Source organism: Bradyrhizobium sp. AZCC 1578, from assembly GCF_036924675.1.
GTDB lineage: Bacteria > Pseudomonadota > Alphaproteobacteria > Rhizobiales > Xanthobacteraceae > Bradyrhizobium.
The window spans coordinates 769,722-789,535 of sequence record NZ_JAZHRZ010000001.1; the positions used below are offsets into that span (position 1 = coordinate 769,722).

Annotated in this window: 18 protein-coding genes; 3 read left to right on the plus strand and 15 right to left on the minus strand. The window is 62.7% G+C overall.

Translation table 11 applies throughout. From position 1 onward, the window contains the following. Nucleotides 1-68 precede the first annotated feature (68 nt). The 10 genes from parC to rpoZ all read right to left on the minus strand — a co-directional run bounded on the left by parC (nucleotide 69) and on the right by rpoZ (nucleotide 11,027). Nucleotides 69-2,324: a DNA topoisomerase IV subunit A gene (parC, locus tag V1290_RS03945; RefSeq protein ID WP_334363112.1), complete on the minus strand. Its 2,256-nt coding sequence runs from the start codon at nucleotides 2,322-2,324 to the stop codon at nucleotides 69-71. Nucleotides 2,325-2,518: 194 nt separating this feature from the next. Next, nucleotides 2,519-3,271, minus strand: a complete 753-nt coding sequence (recO, locus tag V1290_RS03950; protein WP_334363113.1) for a DNA repair protein RecO — start codon at nucleotides 3,269-3,271, stop codon at nucleotides 2,519-2,521. Between the two features lie 134 nt (nucleotides 3,272-3,405). Continuing rightward, on the minus strand, nucleotides 3,406-3,786 hold the full coding sequence (locus V1290_RS03955; RefSeq protein WP_334363115.1) for a hypothetical protein: 381 nt from the start codon (nucleotides 3,784-3,786) through the stop codon (nucleotides 3,406-3,408). A gap of 149 nt (nucleotides 3,787-3,935) precedes the next feature. Further along, nucleotides 3,936-4,862, minus strand: coding sequence for a GTPase Era (era, locus tag V1290_RS03960; protein ID WP_334363116.1), 927 nt, complete (start codon nucleotides 4,860-4,862; stop codon nucleotides 3,936-3,938). Beyond that, entirely contained in the window at nucleotides 4,852-5,664 is an 813-nt protein-coding gene (rnc, locus tag V1290_RS03965; protein ID WP_334363117.1) for a ribonuclease III, read from the minus strand. The genes era and rnc overlap by 11 nt, the downstream gene beginning before the upstream one ends. Continuing rightward, a complete protein-coding gene (gene lepB / locus V1290_RS03970; protein ID WP_057845708.1) occupies nucleotides 5,661-6,419 on the minus strand; it encodes a signal peptidase I in 759 nt (252 codons plus the stop codon). The genes rnc and lepB overlap by 4 nt, the downstream gene beginning before the upstream one ends. Before the next feature lie 284 nt (nucleotides 6,420-6,703). Continuing rightward, the gene (gene acpS / locus V1290_RS03975) at nucleotides 6,704-7,123 is read right to left on the minus strand and encodes a holo-ACP synthase (RefSeq protein WP_334363119.1); all 420 of its coding nucleotides are present in this window, start codon (nucleotides 7,121-7,123) and stop codon (nucleotides 6,704-6,706) included. After that, on the minus strand, nucleotides 7,120-7,884 hold the full coding sequence (locus V1290_RS03980) for a pyridoxine 5'-phosphate synthase (protein WP_334363120.1): 765 nt from the start codon (nucleotides 7,882-7,884) through the stop codon (nucleotides 7,120-7,122). The genes acpS and V1290_RS03980 overlap by 4 nt, the downstream gene beginning before the upstream one ends. Before the next feature lie 157 nt (nucleotides 7,885-8,041). Continuing rightward, the gene (locus V1290_RS03985; protein ID WP_334363121.1) at nucleotides 8,042-10,330 is read right to left on the minus strand and encodes a RelA/SpoT family protein; all 2,289 of its coding nucleotides are present in this window, start codon (nucleotides 10,328-10,330) and stop codon (nucleotides 8,042-8,044) included. Nucleotides 10,331-10,634: 304 nt separating this feature from the next. Continuing rightward, complete coding sequence (rpoZ, locus tag V1290_RS03990) at nucleotides 10,635-11,027, minus strand: DNA-directed RNA polymerase subunit omega (RefSeq protein WP_024512695.1); 393 nt, start codon at nucleotides 11,025-11,027, stop codon at nucleotides 10,635-10,637. A 354-nt stretch (nucleotides 11,028-11,381) separates the two neighbouring features. Between rpoZ and V1290_RS03995 the strand changes: the two genes are divergently transcribed. After that, nucleotides 11,382-12,011, plus strand: coding sequence for a LabA-like NYN domain-containing protein (locus tag V1290_RS03995; RefSeq protein WP_028345653.1), 630 nt, complete (start codon nucleotides 11,382-11,384; stop codon nucleotides 12,009-12,011). Between the two features lie 145 nt (nucleotides 12,012-12,156). Continuing rightward, entirely contained in the window at nucleotides 12,157-12,810 is a 654-nt protein-coding gene (locus V1290_RS04000; protein WP_334363123.1) for a uracil-DNA glycosylase, read from the plus strand. Nucleotides 12,811-12,844: 34 nt separating this feature from the next. On the opposite strand, the gene V1290_RS04005 is transcribed toward V1290_RS04000, so the two are convergent. The 4 genes from V1290_RS04005 to dapA all read right to left on the minus strand — a co-directional run bounded on the left by V1290_RS04005 (nucleotide 12,845) and on the right by dapA (nucleotide 15,499). Further along, nucleotides 12,845-13,420: a peroxiredoxin gene (locus V1290_RS04005; RefSeq protein WP_334363124.1), complete on the minus strand. Its 576-nt coding sequence runs from the start codon at nucleotides 13,418-13,420 to the stop codon at nucleotides 12,845-12,847. 92 nt (nucleotides 13,421-13,512) lie between these two features. After that, nucleotides 13,513-13,986, minus strand: coding sequence for an SsrA-binding protein SmpB (gene smpB, locus V1290_RS04010; protein ID WP_057845702.1), 474 nt, complete (start codon nucleotides 13,984-13,986; stop codon nucleotides 13,513-13,515). Between the two features lie 166 nt (nucleotides 13,987-14,152). After that, on the minus strand, nucleotides 14,153-14,566 hold the full coding sequence (gene mscL / locus V1290_RS04015) for a large conductance mechanosensitive channel protein MscL (RefSeq protein WP_334363126.1): 414 nt from the start codon (nucleotides 14,564-14,566) through the stop codon (nucleotides 14,153-14,155). 42 nt (nucleotides 14,567-14,608) lie between these two features. Beyond that, the gene (dapA, locus tag V1290_RS04020; protein WP_334363127.1) at nucleotides 14,609-15,499 is read right to left on the minus strand and encodes a 4-hydroxy-tetrahydrodipicolinate synthase; all 891 of its coding nucleotides are present in this window, start codon (nucleotides 15,497-15,499) and stop codon (nucleotides 14,609-14,611) included. A gap of 289 nt (nucleotides 15,500-15,788) precedes the next feature. Here dapA and V1290_RS04025 point away from each other — a divergent pair, with 289 nt between their 5' ends. Beyond that, nucleotides 15,789-18,017: a lytic transglycosylase domain-containing protein gene (locus V1290_RS04025; RefSeq protein WP_442893754.1), complete on the plus strand. Its 2,229-nt coding sequence runs from the start codon at nucleotides 15,789-15,791 to the stop codon at nucleotides 18,015-18,017. 68 nt (nucleotides 18,018-18,085) lie between these two features. On the opposite strand, the gene V1290_RS04030 is transcribed toward V1290_RS04025, so the two are convergent. Further along, nucleotides 18,086-19,729: a porin gene (locus V1290_RS04030; RefSeq protein ID WP_334363128.1), complete on the minus strand. Its 1,644-nt coding sequence runs from the start codon at nucleotides 19,727-19,729 to the stop codon at nucleotides 18,086-18,088. Between the last annotated feature and the right edge of the window lie 85 nt (nucleotides 19,730-19,814).

The following is a 19,814-nucleotide window of genomic DNA, read 5'->3' on the forward strand; positions in this document are numbered from 1 at the left end:
CACCATTCGCGGCGAACATGCCGATAGATGATGGGCACGGCGCTCTCGCGCCCTTGCCCACCCTACATTTACTCCACGCCGCGCAAAAACTTGTTCGACTTCGGCAGGCCGTGCGCGAGGCGGCCGGCGTCGGCGCGGTTGCCGCGCCAGTCGGACAATTCCTTGGCGCTCATGCTCTGCTCGCGGCCGGCCGAATCCTTCCAGGTCAGTCCGGCCTTGAACTCGAACACCGCGACGTCGGACAGCTTGGCGCTGGAATACTTCTGCAGGCGCACGCCGCGGCCGCGCGCCATCTCCGGCACCTGGTCGAGCGGGAACAGCACCATCTTGTGGTTGGTGCCGATCGCGGCCACGGTATCGCCTTGCACGGTCGCGATCGCGCAGGCCTCGTTCGGCATGGTGACGTTGAGCACCTGCTTGCCCTTGCGGGTATTGCTGACGCAATCCTCTTCCTTGACCACGAAGCCCTGCCCCTCGCTGCTCGCGATCAGGAACTTGCGCTCGCCCTTGTTGACGAACAGCGAGACGATCGCCGCGTCCTGCTCGAGGTCGATGAACATGCGGATCGGCTCGCCATGGCCGCGGCCGCCGGGCAGTTTTGCCACATCGAGCGAATAGAATTTGCCGTTGGTGGCGAAGAGCAGGAGCTTCGACGTGGTCTCGGCGAAGAAGGTGTGGTCGAGTTTGTCGTCGGTCTTGAAGGCAAGGCCCGAGATATCCTCGACATGGCCCTTCAGTGTACGCACCCAGCCCCTCTCGGAGATCACGACCGTCACCGGCTCGCGCTCGACAAAGGCTTCCTCGATCGCGGCGAGATCATGCTCGGGCGCGTCGGCGAATTGCGTGCGGCGCTTGCCTAGCGGCGTCTTCGGCCCAAAGATGTCGCGCACCTTCCGAACCTGTTCGCCGACCTTGGACCATTGCTCGGCTTCGGACCCGAGCAGCGACTTGATGCCCTTCAATTCGTTGCGAAGGTTCTTGTCCTCGGTGCGGATTTCGAATTCCTCGAGCTTGCGCAAGGAGCGCAGCCGCATGTTGAGGATCGCATCGGCCTGGACTTCCGTCAGCTTGAACGCCTTGATCAGCGCCGGCTTCGGCTCGTCCTCGGTGCGGATGATCTTGATCACCTTGTCGATGTTCAAATAGGCAATCAGGTAGCCGCCGAGTATTTCGAGCCGGTTCTCGATCTGGGTCTTGCGATAGTTGGAGCGGCGCACCAGCACGTCGCGCAGATGGTCGAGCCATTCGCGCAGGCACTCGGCAAGCCCCACCACCTTGGGGATCTTGCCCTTGATCAGCACATTGAGGTTCAACGAAATCTTGCTCTCGAGCTCGGTGAGCCGGAACAGCGATTCCATCATCAGCGCCGGATCAACCGCGCGGGATTTCGGCTCGATCACGAGGCGAACGTCCTCGGCCGATTCATCCCTGACGTCGCCGACCAGCGGCAGCTTCTTCTCGTTGAGCAGTTCGGCGATCTTCTCGACCAGCCGGGATTTCTGCACCAGCCATGGAATCTCGGTGATGACCACGACCCAGGTGCCGCGCGCGCCCTCTTCCTGGGTCCATTTGGCGCGGGTGCGGAACGAGCCGCGCCCCGTCATGTAGGCTTCGGTAATACTTTCCTTGGAATCGACGATGATGCCGCCGGTCGGGAAGTCCGGGCCCTTGACCCATTTCATCAGCGACTTCGACTTCGCCTCAGGCTTGTCGATCAGGTGCAGCGCCGCGTCGCAGAGCTCGGCGACATTGTGCGGCGGGATCGAGGTGGCCATGCCGACCGCAATGCCCTGCGCGCCGTTGGCGAGCAGGTTCGGGAAGCCACCGGGCAGAACGACCGGTTCCTTGCTCTGACCGTCGTAATTGGCACGGAACTCGACGCCGTCCTCGTCGATGCCGTCCAAGAGCAGCCGCGCGACCTCGGTCATTCGCGCTTCGGTGTAGCGGTAGGCGGCCGGGTTATCGCCGTCGATGTTGCCGAAATTGCCCTGGCCGTCGACCAGCGGGTAGCGCGAGGCGAAATCCTGGGCGAGACGCACCATGGCGTCGTAGATCGCCTGGTCGCCATGCGGGTGGAACGAGCCCATCACGTCGCCGACGATTTTTGCCGATTTCTTGAAGGGCGTACCGGGGTCGAGCCTGAGCAGGCGCATGCCGTAGAGGATGCGCCGGTGCACCGGCTTCAGCCCGTCGCGGGCGTCCGGCAAGGCGCGATGCATGATGGTCGAGAGCGCGTAGGCGAGATAGCGCTCTTCCAGCGCATCGCGCAGCATGACCTCGTGGATTTCAGCCGGTTCTTCCGGCGGTAGCTGTCGTTTTCCCATGGGGAGGGGTTAGACTCTGCTGATAAATCCGGCAAGACGTATGCCGAATGCAATTTTCTGACGTCGCCCCTGCGAACGCAGGGGCCCATAACCACAGGTGTTTGTTGGAAAAATGACTCACAGCCCGGCACCAAACAACCGCTGCGGCGTATGGGTCCCTGCGTTCGCAGGGACGACGGGTTACGGCAGCGGGTTCAGGCCGACGAACTGATTCGCGCCCGATGCCGCGTTACCGCATTGATGAACCCATCCCGGGCGTCGGAATGGCCCTGCCCGCGCGGCTCCAGCACATGGCGGAGCAGGAACAGGCCGGTCAGGCGAAAACCGTCCAGCAGGTCCTGGTCCGACCAACTATTCGCCCCGGCCTCGCCTTCGCGCAGGAAGGCCGGCAACCGCAGCAGGCGATCCCGATAGGGCTCGCCGGCCTCCCGCGAGACGGCGCCGCCGGATTTCGGCGAGACGTAGATCAGGTCGGAGGTCGCGCCGGTCGCGGCGCAGTTTTCCAGATCGAGGCCGAAGCCGAGCTCGGCGAGCATCGCGAGCTCGAACCGGATCAGGTGCGCCGCCGCGCCGCCGGCGTCGTCGAAGTCGTCCAGCGTGCGGTCGAGCATCTCGTAAATGTCCTCATGCGGGTCACGTTCCGGCAATAACCGCGCCAGCGCGGCCAGATGGGTAACGCCATAGACCGCATGCGAGGACGCGAGCAGCGTTGCGGCGCGCAGCCGAGTGCCCTCGATGGCGTAGATACCGAGATGCTCGTCGAGCCGCGCCCGCCACACGGCGGTGACGCTGTTGCCGGGCTGCAGCAGCGGCCGCATCCGCGAGGAGGCACCGCCGCGCACCAGGCCGAGATGCCGGCCATGGCCGCGCGTCAGCAACTCGACGATAGCGGAGGATTCGCCATGCCGCCGTACGCCCAGCACGATGCCTTCGTCGGTCCATTCCATGGGCGGGAGTTTACAGGATTTGGCTGGGGAGCGCAGCGGTCTCTCCGTTCGTCATTCCGGGATGGTCCGAAGGACCAGACCCGGAATCTCGAGATTCCGGGTTCGCATCTTCGCTGCGTCCCGGAATGACCCTGCTAGGCGTTGAACCACCCCACCGCATCGCCGGTGAACGAAAAATACAGTCCGGCCGCAGTCAGTGCGCAGGAGATCACTTCGATGCCGCTGTCGAACTGAATGCCCTTTTCGCCGATCATTTGCGCGAGCGAAATCACCGACAGCACCAGTACCGCCGCCAGCACCCAGCGTGGCCAGTTCTTGCGGTGCTCGGCGGCCAGCCGGACGAGATAGACCAACAGCAGAATCAGGCCGGCCGCCATCAGCGTTCCGGTGCCGATCATCTGCTCCGTCATCTTCGGGGTCGGCGTGCGGTCCTGGAACGCCACCGACACCGCATCCAGCATCAGCGACAGATACAGCAAAACCTCAAACCACAGCACATTTCTCGGTAGGGTCATCGGGCTCGTTCTTGGTAATTGGTGGGTCATGTTCTTGGCCCGTCATTGCCTGCGACAAACGCGAAGCGTTTGTCCAAGGGAGCAAACCGACGAAGCAATCCATCTTTCTTGCTGCGGCTGGATGCTTCGCCCGCAAAGACATCCCTCGATCATTCCTTGGGGAATTCCAGCCCCATTTCCCTGTAGCGGTCGGGGTCGTCGCCCCAGTTCTCGCGCACCTTGACGAACAGGAACAGGTGCACGGGCACGCCGACAATTTCGGCGATCTCCTTCCGCGACTCCGCGCCGATCGACTTGATGGTTGCGCCGCCCTTACCGAGCACGATCTTGCGCTGGCTCTCGCGCTCGACAAAGATCGTCTGTTCGATCCGGACCGACTTGTCCTTGCGCTCGGTCCAGCTATCGGTCTCAACGGTCGATTGGTACGGCAGTTCCTGGTGGAGCTGGCGGTAGATCTTTTCCCGGGTGATTTCCGCCGCCAGATGCCGCAGCGGAGCATCCGACATCTGGTCCTCGGGATAATGAAACGGACCCGGCGGCACACTCTTCGCGAGCGTCTTGCGCAGGTCGGCGACACCGTCGCCCGACAGTGCCGAGATCATGAAGGTGTGCTCGAACTTCATCCGCTCATTGGCGGCCTGCGCCAGCGCCAGTAGCTTCTCGCGCGGGATCAGGTCGATCTTGTTCAGCACCAGGATTTTCGGGTGCGCAACCGTCGCGAGCTTGCTCAGGATCGCATCGGCCTCCTCATCGATTCCGGCCTTGGCATCGAGCAGCACGCAGACCAGGTCGGCATCGTGGGCCCCGCTCCAGGCGGTCGACACCATGGCCCGGTCGAGCCGCCGCTTCGGCAAGAAGATGCCAGGCGTGTCGACCAGAATGATCTGCGCATTGTCATCGATCACGATGCCGCGGATCAGCGCGCGCGTCGTCTGCACCTTGCGCGAGACGATGGTGACCTTGGAGCCGACCAGCGCATTGACAAGGGTGGACTTGCCGACATTGGGGGCGCCGATCAGCGCGACGAAACCGCAGCGGGTCTCGGCAGACGCGCCGGGTGCGGGTTCAACTGTCATTGCTGCCGACGCCTTCGCGTTCGATCATCACGGAGGCTGCGACCTTCTCGGCTGCACGCTTGGAGCCGCCGACGCCTTCGGCGGGCGCCAGTCCCGGCAAGTCGACAGCGACACGGAACTGCGGGTCGTGGTGCGGCCCGGTGCGCTCGATCTCGCGATAGACCGGCGTCGGCAAGCCCTTGCTCTGGGCCCATTCCTGCAGCACCGTCTTGGGATCGCGCAGCGGCCGGCGCGGTTTGCGCATCCGCTCCAGCCAGTTGCGTTCGACGAATTGCGACGCCGCCGCATAGCCGCCGTCGAGATAGATCGCCCCGATCACCGCCTCGCAGATATCGCCGAGAACGGATTTGCGCAGGCGCGCGCCCGCCCCTGCCCCCACCGCGCCGAGCTTGATGTCGTCGAGCAGCCCCAGCGACTTGGCGACGTCGGCGCAGCTTTCCTTGCGCACGAGGTCGGCGAGACGTTTGGACAATTCGCCTTCGTCCGCCCTCGGATAGGCGCGATACAGCATGTCGGAGATAATCAGCCCGAGCACGTGGTCGCCGAGGAATTCCAGCCGCTGATAACTGTCGGCGCGATGTCGGGTCGCGGGCTTCAGGGCCGAGACATGGGTAAAGGCGGTCGTCAGCAACGCCGGATCGGAAAATTTGTAGCCGATGCGCCCCTCGATCGCGGCAGCCGCAGCCTTCGCGCCGGCTTTGCCGCGCTTCTTCTTCGGCGCAGCTTCGCGGGGCGCATCCGCCTGCTGGCCCGTCTCGCCGGAGGCCGATGTGTCAGGAATGATCGCTGTTTCGTCGTTCATCGCACAATTGTGAATAGGCGATTCCAGCGCACCGCAGTCGGCCAGCGCCAGAACATCCAGGCGTGTTCGCCCTCGGCAATGGAGAAGAAGATCATCTGCGCCCGGCCGACGATGTTTTCGAACGGCACGTAGCCCACCGCCGACAGCACGCGGCTATCGGTGGAGTTGTCGCGGTTGTCGCCCATCATGAAGAAATGGCCGGGGGGCACGGTATAGACGTTGGTGTTGTCGTAGAAACCGTTGTCGACGCAATCGAGCGATTCATAGCTGACGCCGTTCGGCAGCGTTTCCTTCCAGCGCTTGACGCGCGCGGTGGCGTCGGAGCCGCAGGGGTCCTCGCCGATGAAGTCGGAAAGCCGCTCGCGCTTGACCGGCTTGTCGTTGATGTGGAGCAGCCCTTCGCGCATCTGGATACGGTCGCCCGGCAAGCCGATCACGCGCTTGATGTAATCGGTAGAGTCGTCCTTCGGCAGGCGGAACACGACGATGTCGCCGCGGTTCGGCTCCGACCCGAAGATGCGGCCCGAGAACAGTGGCGGCGACAATGGAATGGAATAGTGGCTGTAGCCGTAAGAATATTTCGAGACGAACAGGTAATCGCCGACCAGAAGCGTCGCCTTCATCGATCCCGAGGGGATGTTGAACGGCTGGAACAGGAAGGTGCGGATCACGAGCGCGATCAGGAGAGCATGGATGACGACGCGGATGGTTTCACCCAAGCCGCTTTCAGATTTTGTGCCGGATGTCACGCTCATCGCTTTCCCAATTCCCGCGGGCCCCAGCCCGCGCGGTGGCAGAACGTTTTCCGCACGCGAATCGCCAGATACGTTCGCGTCAGGAAAATGGTCTAGATAACTGATGTTGAGAGCCAATTCCGACGGTAACCGGAATCGGCCCTGGCTCGAACAGGTCGTTGGCGGCGTTTTTAGACGGTTGTTCGTGGGCGCGCAATCAAGCGCCTTGTCAAAACTTCATAATCCATTGATATCTCAATGGTTTTTAGTTTTTCCCGCTTCCCCGGCGCAAACGCCTGCGCGGTTCATGATTTGCCGGGTGTGACCGCCGAAATTATGACGAAGGCCTGCGCCAGCGGCCAGTCATCGGTGATCGACAGATCGATTCGCGCCTCGAAGCCCTCCGGCGTCAACGCTTCGAGCCGGGCCAGCGCGCCGCCGGTGAGTTTCATGGTCGGCCGTCCCCCCGGCATGTTCACCACCCCCATGTCCCGCCACCAGACGCCACGCCGGATGCCGGTGCCGAGAGCCTTGGAACAGGCCTCCTTGGCCGCGAACCGCTTGGCATAGGTCGCGACCACCATTTTTTCGCTGTTGGCGCGGCGCGCCGCCTTGGCGCGCTCGGTGTCGGTAAAGATGCGGTCGAGGAAGCGGTCGCCATGGCGCTCGATCACCTTGGCAACCCGTGTGATGTCGATCAGGTCGGAACCGATGCCGATGATCATGGCCGGCCCGCGACTTTCTGGCGGCCACGGTCCATTGCGGAGCGCATCTGTCGCACAGTCTCGCCAAGGCCGACGAACAGGGCCTCCCCCATCATGAAATAGCCGATGTTGAGCTCGGCGATCTCAGGTAGCGCTGAAATCGTCTCGGCGGTCTGGTAGTCGAGGCCGTGGCCGGCATGAACCTCCAGCCCCGCCGCGCGCGCCAAGGCGGCGCCCTCGACGATTCGCCGCCATTCCGCCTCGGCCTTGTCAGCGTGGCCGTCGACCACGGCGTCGCACCAGCCGCCGGTGTGGATTTCGATCACGGGTGCGCGCAACTTTGCCGCCATCTCGATCTGCGGCGGGTCGGCGGCGATGAACAGCGACACCCGGATGCCGGCATCGTTGAGCCGCGCGATGAACGGGGCCAGCACGTTGTGCTGTCCGACCACGTCGAGCCCGCCCTCGGTGGTGAGTTCTTCGCGGCGCTCCGGCACCAGGCATACGGCGTGGGGTTTTGTCGCTAGCGAAATCCGCAGCATGTCTTCCGTTGCCGCCATCTCGAAATTCAGCGGCTTTGATATTTCGGCCTTCAGCCGCGCCATGTCGCTGTCGCGGATGTGGCGGCGGTCCTCACGCAGATGCGCGGTGATGCCGTCGGCGCCAGCCTCGATCGCCAATAGCGCGGCGCGCACCGGATCCGGCCGCTCGCCGCGCCGCGCGTTGCGCAAGGTGGCGACGTGGTCGACATTGACGCCGAGGCGGAGCGGGGGAACGGGCATGACCGGACTCACAGGCAAGCTTACGGGCGACTTCGATAGCACAGCACGTCATACGCGGGCGTGACCTGCGCATCCATCTACTTGAGAAGGATGGATTGCCGGGTCGCTTAGTGCAAGAGACGCGCTTCGCGCTTTTGCCCTGCAATGACGATATCGCCTACCCATTGACACGCTCGACCTTGGCGACGACGGCCTTGGCACGCAATTGAGCGATAATTGCACTGAGATGCTTGAGGTCATAGACCTCGAGATCGATGGTCAGCTCGGTGAAATCGGGCGAGCGGCGCGACATGCTGATATTGTCGATATTGCCGTCGTGCTCGGCGATCACGGTGGCGACCTGGGCGAGGCTGCCGGGCTCGTTGACGTTGTGCACCAGGATCCGCGCCGGGAAACGCTGCGGCATGGCTTCATCGATATCCCAGCGCACGTCGAGCCAGCGCTCCGGCTCCTCCTCGAAATCCTTCAGCGCCGGCGACTGGATCGGATAGATCGTGATCCCCTCGCCCGGCGTGACGATGCCGACGATGCGGTCGCCCGGAACCGCACCACCGTTCGGCGCAAACTTCACCGGCAAATCCGAATTGATGCCGCGCACCGGGATCACGGAGGTGCTGCGCGCCGGATGCGGCGGCGACTTCAGCTTCAATTTTACCGCGAGGCTCTTCTTGGCCGCCCCGTACTTCACCAACCGCTCTTCCTTGTAGTCCGGGTACATCGCGCGGGCGACGTCGGAGGCCTTCAGTTCACCACGTCCGACGGAGGCCATCACGTCCTCGATCGAGGCGCGCGCCAGGCGCGGCAATGCACCCTTCAGCTTGTCGTCGGCGTATTCGATCTTGGCGCGGGCAAACAGGCGGTCGACGATGCGGCGGCCAAGTCCCGCATATTGATCGCGCACCGCGGTACGGGTCGCGCGCCGGATCGCCGCGCGCGCCTTGCCGGTGATCGCGAGCGATTCCCAGGCCGAGGGCGGCGCCGACTGCGCCTGCGAGGTCAAAACCTCGACCTCGTCGCCGTTCTGCAATTCGGACGACAGCGGCGCGAATTTGCCGTTGATCTTGCAGCCGACTGCCGAGTTGCCGACATCGGTATGCACCGCATAGGCGAAGTCGATCACATTGGCTTGCCGCGGCAGCGCGATCAGTTTGCCCTTCGGGGTGAAGCAGAACACCTGGTCGTGGAACAATTCGAGCTTGGTGTGCTCCAGAAACTCTTCCGGATTGGCGCTGTCGGAGAGAATTCCGATAGTATGGCGCAGCCAGGCAAAGGCGTTGGATTCGTGCTTGAGCCGCTCGGTCGGCGAGCCCATGCCGTCCTTGTAGAAGGCGTGCGCGGCAATGCCGAACTCGGCGACCCGGTTCATTTCCTCGGTACGGATCTGCAATTCCACGCGCTGGTTGCCGGGGCCGATCACGGTGGTGTGCAGCGAGCGATAGTCGTTCTGCTTCGGTGTCGAAATGTAGTCCTTGAAGCGTCCGGGCACCACCGGCCAGGTGGTATGCACCACGCCGAGCGCGCGGTAGCAAGACTCGGCGTCGCTCAGAATGATGCGGAAACCGTAGATGTCGGACAATTGCTCGAAGCCGACCGACTTGCGCTCCATTTTGGTCCAGATCGAGAACGGTTGCTTGCGGCGGCCATAGACGCGCGCAGTGATCCCGTTCTTCTGCAGGTTCTTGGAGAGCTGGCTTTCGATCTCGCCAATCAGATTGCGGTTGCGGTCGGCAAGCGCGTCGAGCCGCTGCTTCACCACCGCATAGGCTTCAGGATCGAGCACGTGGAAGGACAGATCTTCCAGTTCCTCGCGCATCTCATGCATACCCATGCGACCAGCGAGCGGCGCATAGATATCGAGCGTCTCCTCGGCAATGCGGCGGCGCGAGGCGTGCGGCACGAATTCCAGCGTGCGCATGTTATGCAGGCGATCGGCCAGCTTGATCAGGAGAACGCGGACGTCGTCGGCGATCGCCAGCAAGAGCTTGCGCAGATTCTCGGCCTGCTTGGCTTCGCGCGAGACCAGCTCCAGCCGCTTCAGCTTGGTGAGCCCTTCGACCAGCGCGCCGATCTCGTGACCGAAGATATTGTCGATCTCGGCGCGCGTCGCCTCGGTATCCTCGATGGTGTCGTGCAGCAGCGCGGCGACGATGGTGGCGTCGTCGAGCTTGAGGTTGGTCAGGATCGCCGCGACCTCGAGCGGATGCGAGAAATAGGGATCGCCGGACGCGCGCGTCTGCGTGCCATGCGCCTTCATGGCGTAGACATAGGCGCGATTGAGCAGGTCTTCGTTGGTATCCGGATTGTACGAGCGGACGCGCTCGACCAGATCGTATTGCCGCATCATGCGCGAGCGCTTCGGCTTCTCCGCCACAGCCGACCCCGGCGCAACCGCGACCTGGCCGGTCGCGGCCTGCATTTGCCAGGAGCTGCGGCGCCAATACGCCATCACATCACTACCTTCTTCCACCAGACCCGGACGGGTCCCGCCGTTACGTATCTCGTTTACGTATCTAATGCGTTTTCGAACGGCGATACACGCCGCGCGGGCCGCGATACGGTTCAATTTCGCTTGGGCCTGCGGCCATCCAACGCCCAACCCGGTAGCCTGTCGGCCCAGCGAGTCAGCCGTTTTCGGCCGCGCCAGCCAAGGACGCATTGTAACCGCAAAAATGTCAACAAAAGCAAAGGCCCGGACTGGCGTCCGGGCCTTTGGCAGATCGGGAGTTCGGGACGGACCGGAAGGTTCCGGGTTACTCGTCCTCTTCGGGCTGCTCTTCCGGCGGCGCCAGGCCTTCCAGCCCCTTGAGGAGTTCTTCCTCGGTCATGCGCTCGACCGCAACCTCGGTGTCGTCGGCATCGACGCTGGCGCCGGCCGAGCCGATCAAAGGCACGGTATCGGGCTCAGGCTCGTCGACCTCGACGAATTTCTGCAGGGAATGAACCAGTTCCTCGCGGAGGTCTTCCGGGGAAATAGTGGAATCGGCGATTTCCCGCAGCGAAACGACCGGATTTTTGTCGTTATCGCGATCAACCGTGAGTTGCGATCCGGACGAAATCATACGGGCGCGATGCGCCGCCAGCAGCACCAGGTCGAACCGGTTGTCGACCTTGTCAATGCAATCTTCCACGGTGACGCGCGCCATAGACTGTCGCTCCGTTAAATGGGGCCAAATATGTCGGTTATGGGCGCTAGTTATAGTGGCAGGCGGCCTTTCGCAAGACCAAATTTGTGATTTGCCTTCCCAATGGGCTCTGATACGCCAACCCTTGGGGCCAGAAGGGCCGGAGCGTCCAGACGCGGCAGGGTTGCCGTACAGGACAAGTAAATCTCTTCATTGCATGTCAAAAGTATAGGTTTTTCGCCCTCGCCTCACCATAATTGCAGTGGTGACTGTCGTGGGGCACGATTCACCGAACTTTAGGCAACAGAACTGGAAAGTGCGCGCGGTCGTTGGCCGCTGCGCTAGAAAAGCTAACAACAACGTGAGAACCATTTGATGTCACCAGCTTCCAACAAGATTGCGCTCTTCATCGATGGCGCCAACCTCTACGCAACGGCCAAGACGCTCGGCTTCGACATCGATTACAAGCGCCTTCTCAAGGAATTTCAGAGCCGCGGAACGCTGTTGCGTGCGTTTTACTACACGGCAATCATCGAGGATCAGGAATACTCCTCGATCCGTCCATTGATCGACTGGCTCGACTACAACGGCTACACCGTCGTCACCAAGGCAACGAAGGAATTCATCGACGCATCCGGCCGCCGCAAGGTGAAGGGCAACATGGATATCGAACTCGCCGTCGATGCCATGGAACTCGCCGAGCATGTCGATCAGATCGTGTTGTTTTCGGGCGACGGCGATTTCCGCTCGCTGGTTGAAGCGGTGCAGCGCCGCGGCGTTCGCGTTACGGTCGTGTCGACCATTTCGAGCCAGCCGCCGATGATCGCCGACGAACTGCGCCGCCAGGCCGATGTCTTCACCGATCTTGTCGAGCTGCAATCAAAGCTGGGCCGCGATCCCTCCGAGCGCCCTGCCCCGCGCGAGCCGCGTCACCACTCGCCGCAATTCCTGCAGCGCGCGACCACCGTGGCGCCACGCGCCGGCGACGACGATTTCGACGATTGAGCATGAGCCAGTACACTGCTAGAGCCTCGGTTCTGATTGAAAACAGAACCGGGGCTTTTTGTTTTGGCGCGCGCATCTGAGGCGAACCGGTATCGACGCCGGATCAGGTCCGTGACTGGATTTCGCTCGAAAATGCTTTGGACTGATGGCTAATCTCCCCGCCCCTGCGGCCGCCGAACCCGACCGCGACTGCCCGCTCTGCCCGAGGCTCGCCGAATTCCGCGCGCAGGCTCGTGCCCGCGAGCCGGGCTGGCACAACTCGCCGGTCGCTTCGTTCGGCGATGCCTCCGCGCAACTGTTGATTGTCGGGCTGGCGCCGGGCCTGCAGGGAGCCAACCGGACCGGACGCCCGTTCACCGGCGACTACGCTGGCGATCTCTTGTATGCGACCCTGCTGGAATACGGCTTTGCGAAGGGCGTCTACCAGGCGCGACCGGACGACGGACTGAAGCTCGTTGACTGCCGGATCAGCAACGCGGTGCGCTGCGTGCCGCCGCAAAACAAGCCGCTGCCGGTCGAGATCAGCACCTGCCGGCAATTTCTGGCGACGACAATTGCGACCATGCCCAAACTGCGCGCGATCGTGCTGCTCGGCCGCATTGCACATGACTCGACCCTGAAGGCGCTCGGCCTGCGCAATGGCGCGGCCCCCTTTGCGCACGGCGCTGTGTACAAGGCGGGCAATATCAAGCTCTACGACAGCTATCACTGCTCACGCTACAACACCAACACGCGGGTGCTGACACCGGAGATGTTTCGCGACGTCTTTGCAAAAGTGCGGAAGGACTTGGAGTCGTAGAGTCGTAAGGGTGGGCAAAGCGAACAGAACACCTTTACCGCGGATTTTCCCTCAGCCATGCCAGTACGTCGGCGGCGTTCCGGTCGGGCGGGAAAACCGGATAGAACACGTGGGCAATGCGCCCATCGTCCACGATCAGCGCCAGCCGCTTGATCAACGTCAGTCCCGCCACCTCCATCGTCGGCAAATTCAGGGCGCGGGTGAGCTTAAGCTTTTCATCCGACAGAACCGGAAACGGCAAATGCAGCCGTGACGCCATTTCGGTCTGGTAGACGTTGTCCTGGGTCGATAGGCCGAACACCTGCCTGGTGCCGGCCGCTTTCAACTCCGCAAACAGATCGCGGAACGAGCAGGTTTGCGGCGTGCAGCCGCGCGCGCCGGGAATCATGTCCCAGTCGTCGACCAGGCTGATCTTGCCCGGCGACCCGGTGCGGGGATAGGCGAACACCACGGTGCGGCCGGGAAGCGCCGAGAGCGTCACCGAACTATCGTCGGTGGCCAGCAGCGTGACTGGCGGAATCGCCATGCCGACGAGATGCGCCGCGGCGCCATCGTCGACCGGCGGGGGGATCTTGCTCCAGTCGACTTCATGCAGGTTGGATTGAGCCATCTTCTCTCCTCCAAGGGGCGAGTAGCGAATGGCGAGTAGCGAATAGAGGAATGGAATTTACTATTCGCCACTCGCTATTCGCCATTCACCCTCTATCCTCTCGCCCGCATCAGGCGGCCTTTTTCCCGGCCCCAGTCGCGCTTCTTTTCGCTCTCGCGCTTGTCGTGCAGCTTCTTGCCCTTGGCGATCGCCAGCAACAGCTTGGCGCGGCCGCGCTCGTTGAAATAGAGCTTTAGCGGAATCAGCGTCATGCCTTCGCGATCGACCGCGCCCATCAGCTTGTTGATCTGCTTTCGGTGCAACAGCAATTTGCGCGGCCGTTTCGGCTCGTGGTTGAAGCGGTTGGCCTGCAGATATTCCGGAATATTGGCGTTTATCAGCCAGATCTCGCCGTCCTTGGAATCCGCATAGGACTCCGCAATGGTGGTCTTGCCATTGCGGATCGACTTTACTTCGGTTCCGGTCAGCGCGATGCCAGCCTCGACCGTGTCCTCGATTGCATAATTGAATCGGGCCTTGCGGTTTTCGGCGACGACCTTGATTGGGCGTTCGTTCTTATCAGCCACGGCTAGTGCCCTATTCCGAAGTTCGTACAGTAATTGCGGAGCCCGTTATACGAACTTCGGAAGACAAAGGGCACCAGCAAACTTATGATTGCTAGGGCCGCTTTTCGATTTGAGGTCCCCCACGCGGACTCGCGGCAAACACTGTGGTGACCTCAAATCGGCGGCACTAGCCCTTCTTGAGGAGATCGCGGATCTCGATCAGCAGTTCTTCCTGTCGGGTCAGCTTCGGCGGCGCGGGCGCAGCTTCGTCCTTGCGCTTCAGCTTGTTCATCGCGCGAATAACGACGAACAGCACAAAGGCGACGATGAGGAAGTTCAGTGTCAGCGTAAGGAAATTACCCCAAGCCAGTACGGCGCCTTGCTTTTTGGCGTCCGCCAGGTTGCTGGCGTTTACCGCCTTCGACAGTGGCGTGAAATAGTTGGAGAAATCAAGTCCGCCTGTGATCGCGCCGATGACCGGCATGATGACGTCGCCGACCAGCGAGGTCACGATGGCGCCGAAGGCCGCACCGATGATCACGCCAACCGCGAGGTCGACGACGTTACCCTTCATCGCGAATTCGCGGAATTCCTTCAGCATGTTGGCTTCCCCTCTTCGTTCTTCAGGCGAAGCGGAACCGACCTAGTTGATCAGGCCGGCATGGACCATGGCGCTGCGCACGGCGAGGCGCGTCGGCTCGGTAACCGGCACCATCGGCAGCCGCAGCTTCTCGTCGATCTTGCCGAGCAGCGAGAGCGCGTATTTCACCGGCGCCGGATTGCTTTCGATGAAGAGGTTGTTGTGCAGCGGCATCAGCTTGTCGTGCAGCTTGAGCGCGGTGGCGTGATCTCCCTTCTGCCATGCAGCGTGGAATTCCGAGCACAGCCGCGGCGCGACGTTGGACGTGACCGAGATGCAGCCATGGCCGCCATGCGCCATGTAGCCGAGGATAGTGGCGTCCTCGCCCGACAATTGGTTGAAGTCCTCGCCCATCGCCGCGCGCTGCTGCGATACCCGCACCATGCTGGCGGTCGCATCCTTGACGCCGGCGATGTTCTTCAGCGCGAATAGCCGCGTCATGGTCTCGACCGACATGTCGATCACGGAACGGCCGGGAATGTTGTAGATGATGATCGGAATGCCAATGGCATCGTTGATCGCCTTGAAGTGCTGGTACATGCCTTCCTGGGTGGGCTTGTTGTAGTACGGCGTCACCACCAGCACCGCATCCGCTCCCGCCTTTTCCGCATGCTCGGCAAGCTCGACCGCTTCCTTGGTCGAGTTCGAGCCGGCGCCGGCAATCACCGGCACCTTGCCCTTCGCCTCGTCGATGCACCATTCGACCACGCGCTTGTGCTCGTCATGGCTCAGCGTCGGACTTTCACCGGTCGTGCCGACCGGGACCAGGCCGTGGGTGCCTTCGGCGATCTGCCAGTTCACCAAGCCGCGGAAAGCGGACTCGTCGACCGAGCCGTTCTTGAATGGCGTGACCAAGGCGGTGAACGACCCCCGAAATTTTGTCTTGGCTGCCATGGACTTCCTCCAACGCTTAAGAAACGGCACGACTGAAACTGGATTTCAATTCATATCGGGTCTGGCGACCAGACGAAAGGGCCGTGCATCAGGCGCTTAGCGCCTTGTTCCAACACGCTTTCCTGCCGCGGGCCGACATTTGCCTTTCTCGAAGGCCGATAGCCGCGATTTTGCCGCGGTGATGGCGCAAACAGGTCCAACGCGACGCTTTTAGCATTTTGTCCACATATTCAATCAAAATAGACCAAGGCTGGAGCGATTGAATGATTCGCCGCCGCAGAGGAAAGCCGTGATCCCTTCCGCCCGCGCCGCCGCGTTGCGATCGACCGCACTGGCCACAAGCCTAGCGCTGGCGGTCGGACTGACCTCCTTCCCTCTGGAAAGCTGGGCCAAGTCAAAAGTTCCCGTGCCGAAGCCGCGGCCGATTGCCCGCAACGTCGTTCCCAAGTCCGCGCCGACGGCGAACACCGGCACCCCGGCTGCATCGACTGCGCCGGCGCATGCAGCGCCGGCCCCGCCGCCGCCTGTTCTGGCGCCTGCGACCCGCCAGCATGCTGTCGCGCCGCCTCCGCGCAGACACGCCCCAGCCGCAGTGGCCGCGACCTCCTCGACCTCTCAGGCCGACAAGGACGCGCTGGAGAACGTCATCGAATTGGTGCGCAAGCAGAAGCCCGGCGATGCAACGCAGGTGCAAGCCGCGATCTCGGACCCTGTCGCTCGCAAGCTCGCGGAATGGCTGATCCTGCGCAGCGACAACAACAATGCCTCGGTCGAGCGCTACCGTGCGTTTGTTTCAGCCAATCCGAGTTGGCCGTCGCAGACTTTCATGCGCCGGCGCATCGAGGCCGCGCTGTGGGACGACCGCCGCGACGATTCGACCGTCTGGTCGTGGTTCGAGAACGAATCGCCGATCTCGGCCAAGGGCAAGTTCGCGCTGGCGAAGGCGATGCTCGCGCGCGGCGATCGCGCCAATGCCGAACGGCTGGTCCGCGAGGGCTGGCGTCACGACGGCATGTCGGAAGACACCGAGAACGCCGCGCTCGATATGTTCGGCGCGCTGCTGACGGCGGGCGACCACAAGGCACGGATGGAGTCGCTGCTTTACAGCACCGAGCAGGAAGCCGGCGGCATGCGGGCCGCGAAGCGGCTCGGCTCAGGCCACGTCGCGCTTGCGAAAGCGCGGATCGCGGCCAACAAGAAGTCTTCCAACCTCAGGGCGCTGCTTGAGGCGGTGCCGCACGAATTGCACGGCGAAACCGGCTACATCTTCGCGAAAATCCAGCTCCTACGCCGCGAAGAGAAGTTCAATGAGGCCGTGCAGCTCATGCTGAGCGCGCCGAAAGACCCGAATCGCCTGCACAATCTCAACGAATGGTGGATCGAGCGACGCTTGCTGGCGCGCAAGATGCTCGATGTCGGCGAGCATCGCACCGCGTATCTGATCGCGCGGGATGCGGCGCTGCCGACGCGCGACATCTACAAGACCGAACAGGAATTCACCGCTGGCTGGATTGCGCTGCGGTTCCTGAAAGATCCTGCGGTCGCAGCCCAGCACTTCGCGCGCATCGGCGTCGGCAGCGCAAACCCGACTGCATTGGCGCGCGCCGGCTATTGGCAAGGCCGCGCGGCGGAAGCGGCCGGTCGCGCGCAAGAGGCCCGCGCGGCCTATGGGCGCGCGGCCGAACAATCGACCAGTTATTATGGTCAGCTCGCCCGCGCCAAGCTCGGCCTGCCGCAGCTTCAGTTGAATGGCGTCCCGAGCGCCCGCGGCCGCGGCGTCGAGCGATTCGAGATCGTTCGCGCGGTGCAGTTGCTGTATGACCTCGACGAGCGCGAACTCGCGATCCCGATTTTCGCCGACATGGGTGAGAACGGCGATCCCGAAGCCCTGGTGGGTCTCGGTGAGCTCACCTCGCGCCACCACGACGCCCGCGGCATGCTGCTGCTCGGCAAGGCCGCGCTCAATCGCGGCCTGCCGTTCGACGTCTACGCCTATCCCGTCACCGGCATCCCGTCGTTCAAGCAGATCGGGCCCGAGGTCGAGCCCAGCGTCGTCTATTCGATCGCGCGGCAGGAAAGCGCCTTCAATCCGGCCGTGGTCTCACCGGCCCAGGCCTACGGGCTGATGCAGGTGACGCCGGACGCCGGTCGCTATGTCTGCAAGCGGGCCGGCGTCAGCTTTGACCTTCAGCGGATGAAGACGGACTCGGTCTACAACGCCATGCTCGGCGCGGCCGAGCTCGGCGGGCTGCTCGAGGACTATCGCGGCTCCTACATTCTGACCTTCGCGGGCTACAATGCCGGTCGCGGCAGCGTCAAGAAATGGATCGAGCGTTACGGTGATCCCCGCGATCCCAAGGTCGACGCGGTCGATTGGGTCGAGCAGATCCCGTTCTCCGAGACGCGCAACTATGTGCAGCGGATTATGGAGAACCTGCAGGTCTATCGCGCGCGGTTCGGCGGCGGGACCAAGCTTCAAATTGAAGCCGACCTGCACCGCGGCGCCAGCGTCGAATAGCAGCAGTACAGATTTGATGTACGGCGCCAAGGGCGATGCGACTTCTGCCGCATCGCCCAGGATCAATGTCAGAAGTTACGCTGGGCGCGGAACTGGAGTAGGACCGTGTCCTGATCCTTGAACTCGTAGAGCGCGTTCGGCTTCGGAGGGGTCGCCGTGAACACCGAGGAGCCCGACATCTTCTGGTCGAGATGGAACCACTGGACTTCGCCCGAGAACGTCAGGTTCTTGACCGGGGTCCAACGGGTAACGACGCCGAGCTGCGAGACGTTGAAGTCGGGGTTACAGGTATAGCTGCCCGCAGCATTCCCGACCAACGCCTGACCCGGGTGGCTAACGTTGAAAGCGGCGCAGTAAGCGCCCTTGGCCGTCGAGGTTCCTGCACCGAGCAGATTGTCGTTCGCGCCACCATCGTACCTGACGGCAGAGTAGCTGCCGAACAGGCTGGTCGACCAGTTCGGATTCCAGTTGTGGTTGAACGCGCCACGGACGCCCCAGGCCGTCGTCAAAGCGATACCGCCGGTACCGGCCGCGCCCGGGAAATAGACGCCGTCGGTGGTCGCGCCGAAGCCGACGCTCTGATAGCCGAAGCCGCTATCGCCGAACATCGCGAAGTTCGGCGAGGTGCCGCTGGTGGCGATAACGTACTTGGTGGCGCCCTTGGCGTAGGAAACGTCGAGCTTGATGTCGTCGCCTGCACCGGTCGGAATGTTCTTGATCTGCAACGCCGCCATCACCGCGCCGCCCCACTTGCTCTCGGGGTGGCCGCTGATTTCGGAAAGTGCGGTCGGGACAGCGCCCGCGCCCAGCGTGTTGTACGAACCGTTCACTTCATGCGCGGCTGCCGAAAGCTGGAACAGACCCCAGGCCTGATCCACCCGGATTCTGCCGACGATGTCGGGCGCGTGGACGCCGGCATAGGCGTTGGACGGAATCCCCACCGCGTTGACTGAACTGGTCGGATTGGTCGCGAGTGCAGTTGGAGTGGCAGCAGTGGCTGGGAAGAGCGCCAAATATCCGACACTGGTGCGATCCCACACCGTCGGGTCGTCGAGACCGATCGAGGCCGACACGCCGTTTCCGAACTCGGCGGTGTACTGGATGTTGTTGACGCCGGTATCGGTGTTGTGACCGCCGAGCAAGGAGGAGTTGATATTGCCCGGGAAACCCTGCCACGGCGTGGCATAGGCTGAGGCGGACTTACCGAAGGTGAAGCCGGCGAACTGGATGAAAACGAATTCGACCGCGACATAGCCGTTGCCCGCGGTGTCAAGAAGCTGCGGGTTGTTGCCGAGGTTAGTCGCGAGGGAGTTGGGGTTGAACGTGCTGCCGCCGAGCGTGGTGAACTGAATGTCAGCCTGGCCGAAGGTGCGGACGACGCCGTATTCGGTAGCGGTGCGGGTATCGACCGTCAGCGCCATACGGGAGCGGGCCACGAAGTAATTAGCGTAGCGGTTCTGCTGACCGATATCACCGTTCCAGGCGGGGGCGCCGTGCGCACCGCCGTTGAACGTGACGTCCGCGCGCAGGTAGCCGCCGAGCTTGATGCAGGTGTCGCTGCCCGGGATGTAGAAGAAGCCGGCGCCGTAAAGCGAGCAGCCCCTGACATATTCGACTGCCTTGGCTTTGACCGGAAGGTCGGCCGCTTGTGCGCCGCTCAGGGCGATCAAGCCTGCCGCCGAGCTTAAAATTAAAGTTCGCGCTGTTTTCATTGTTATATATCTCCTGTTCGCGATGCCCCGCGACTTATGCAAGTTGTGTCCCGCGATGCCCCGCGCTTCATGCAAATGCATGCTG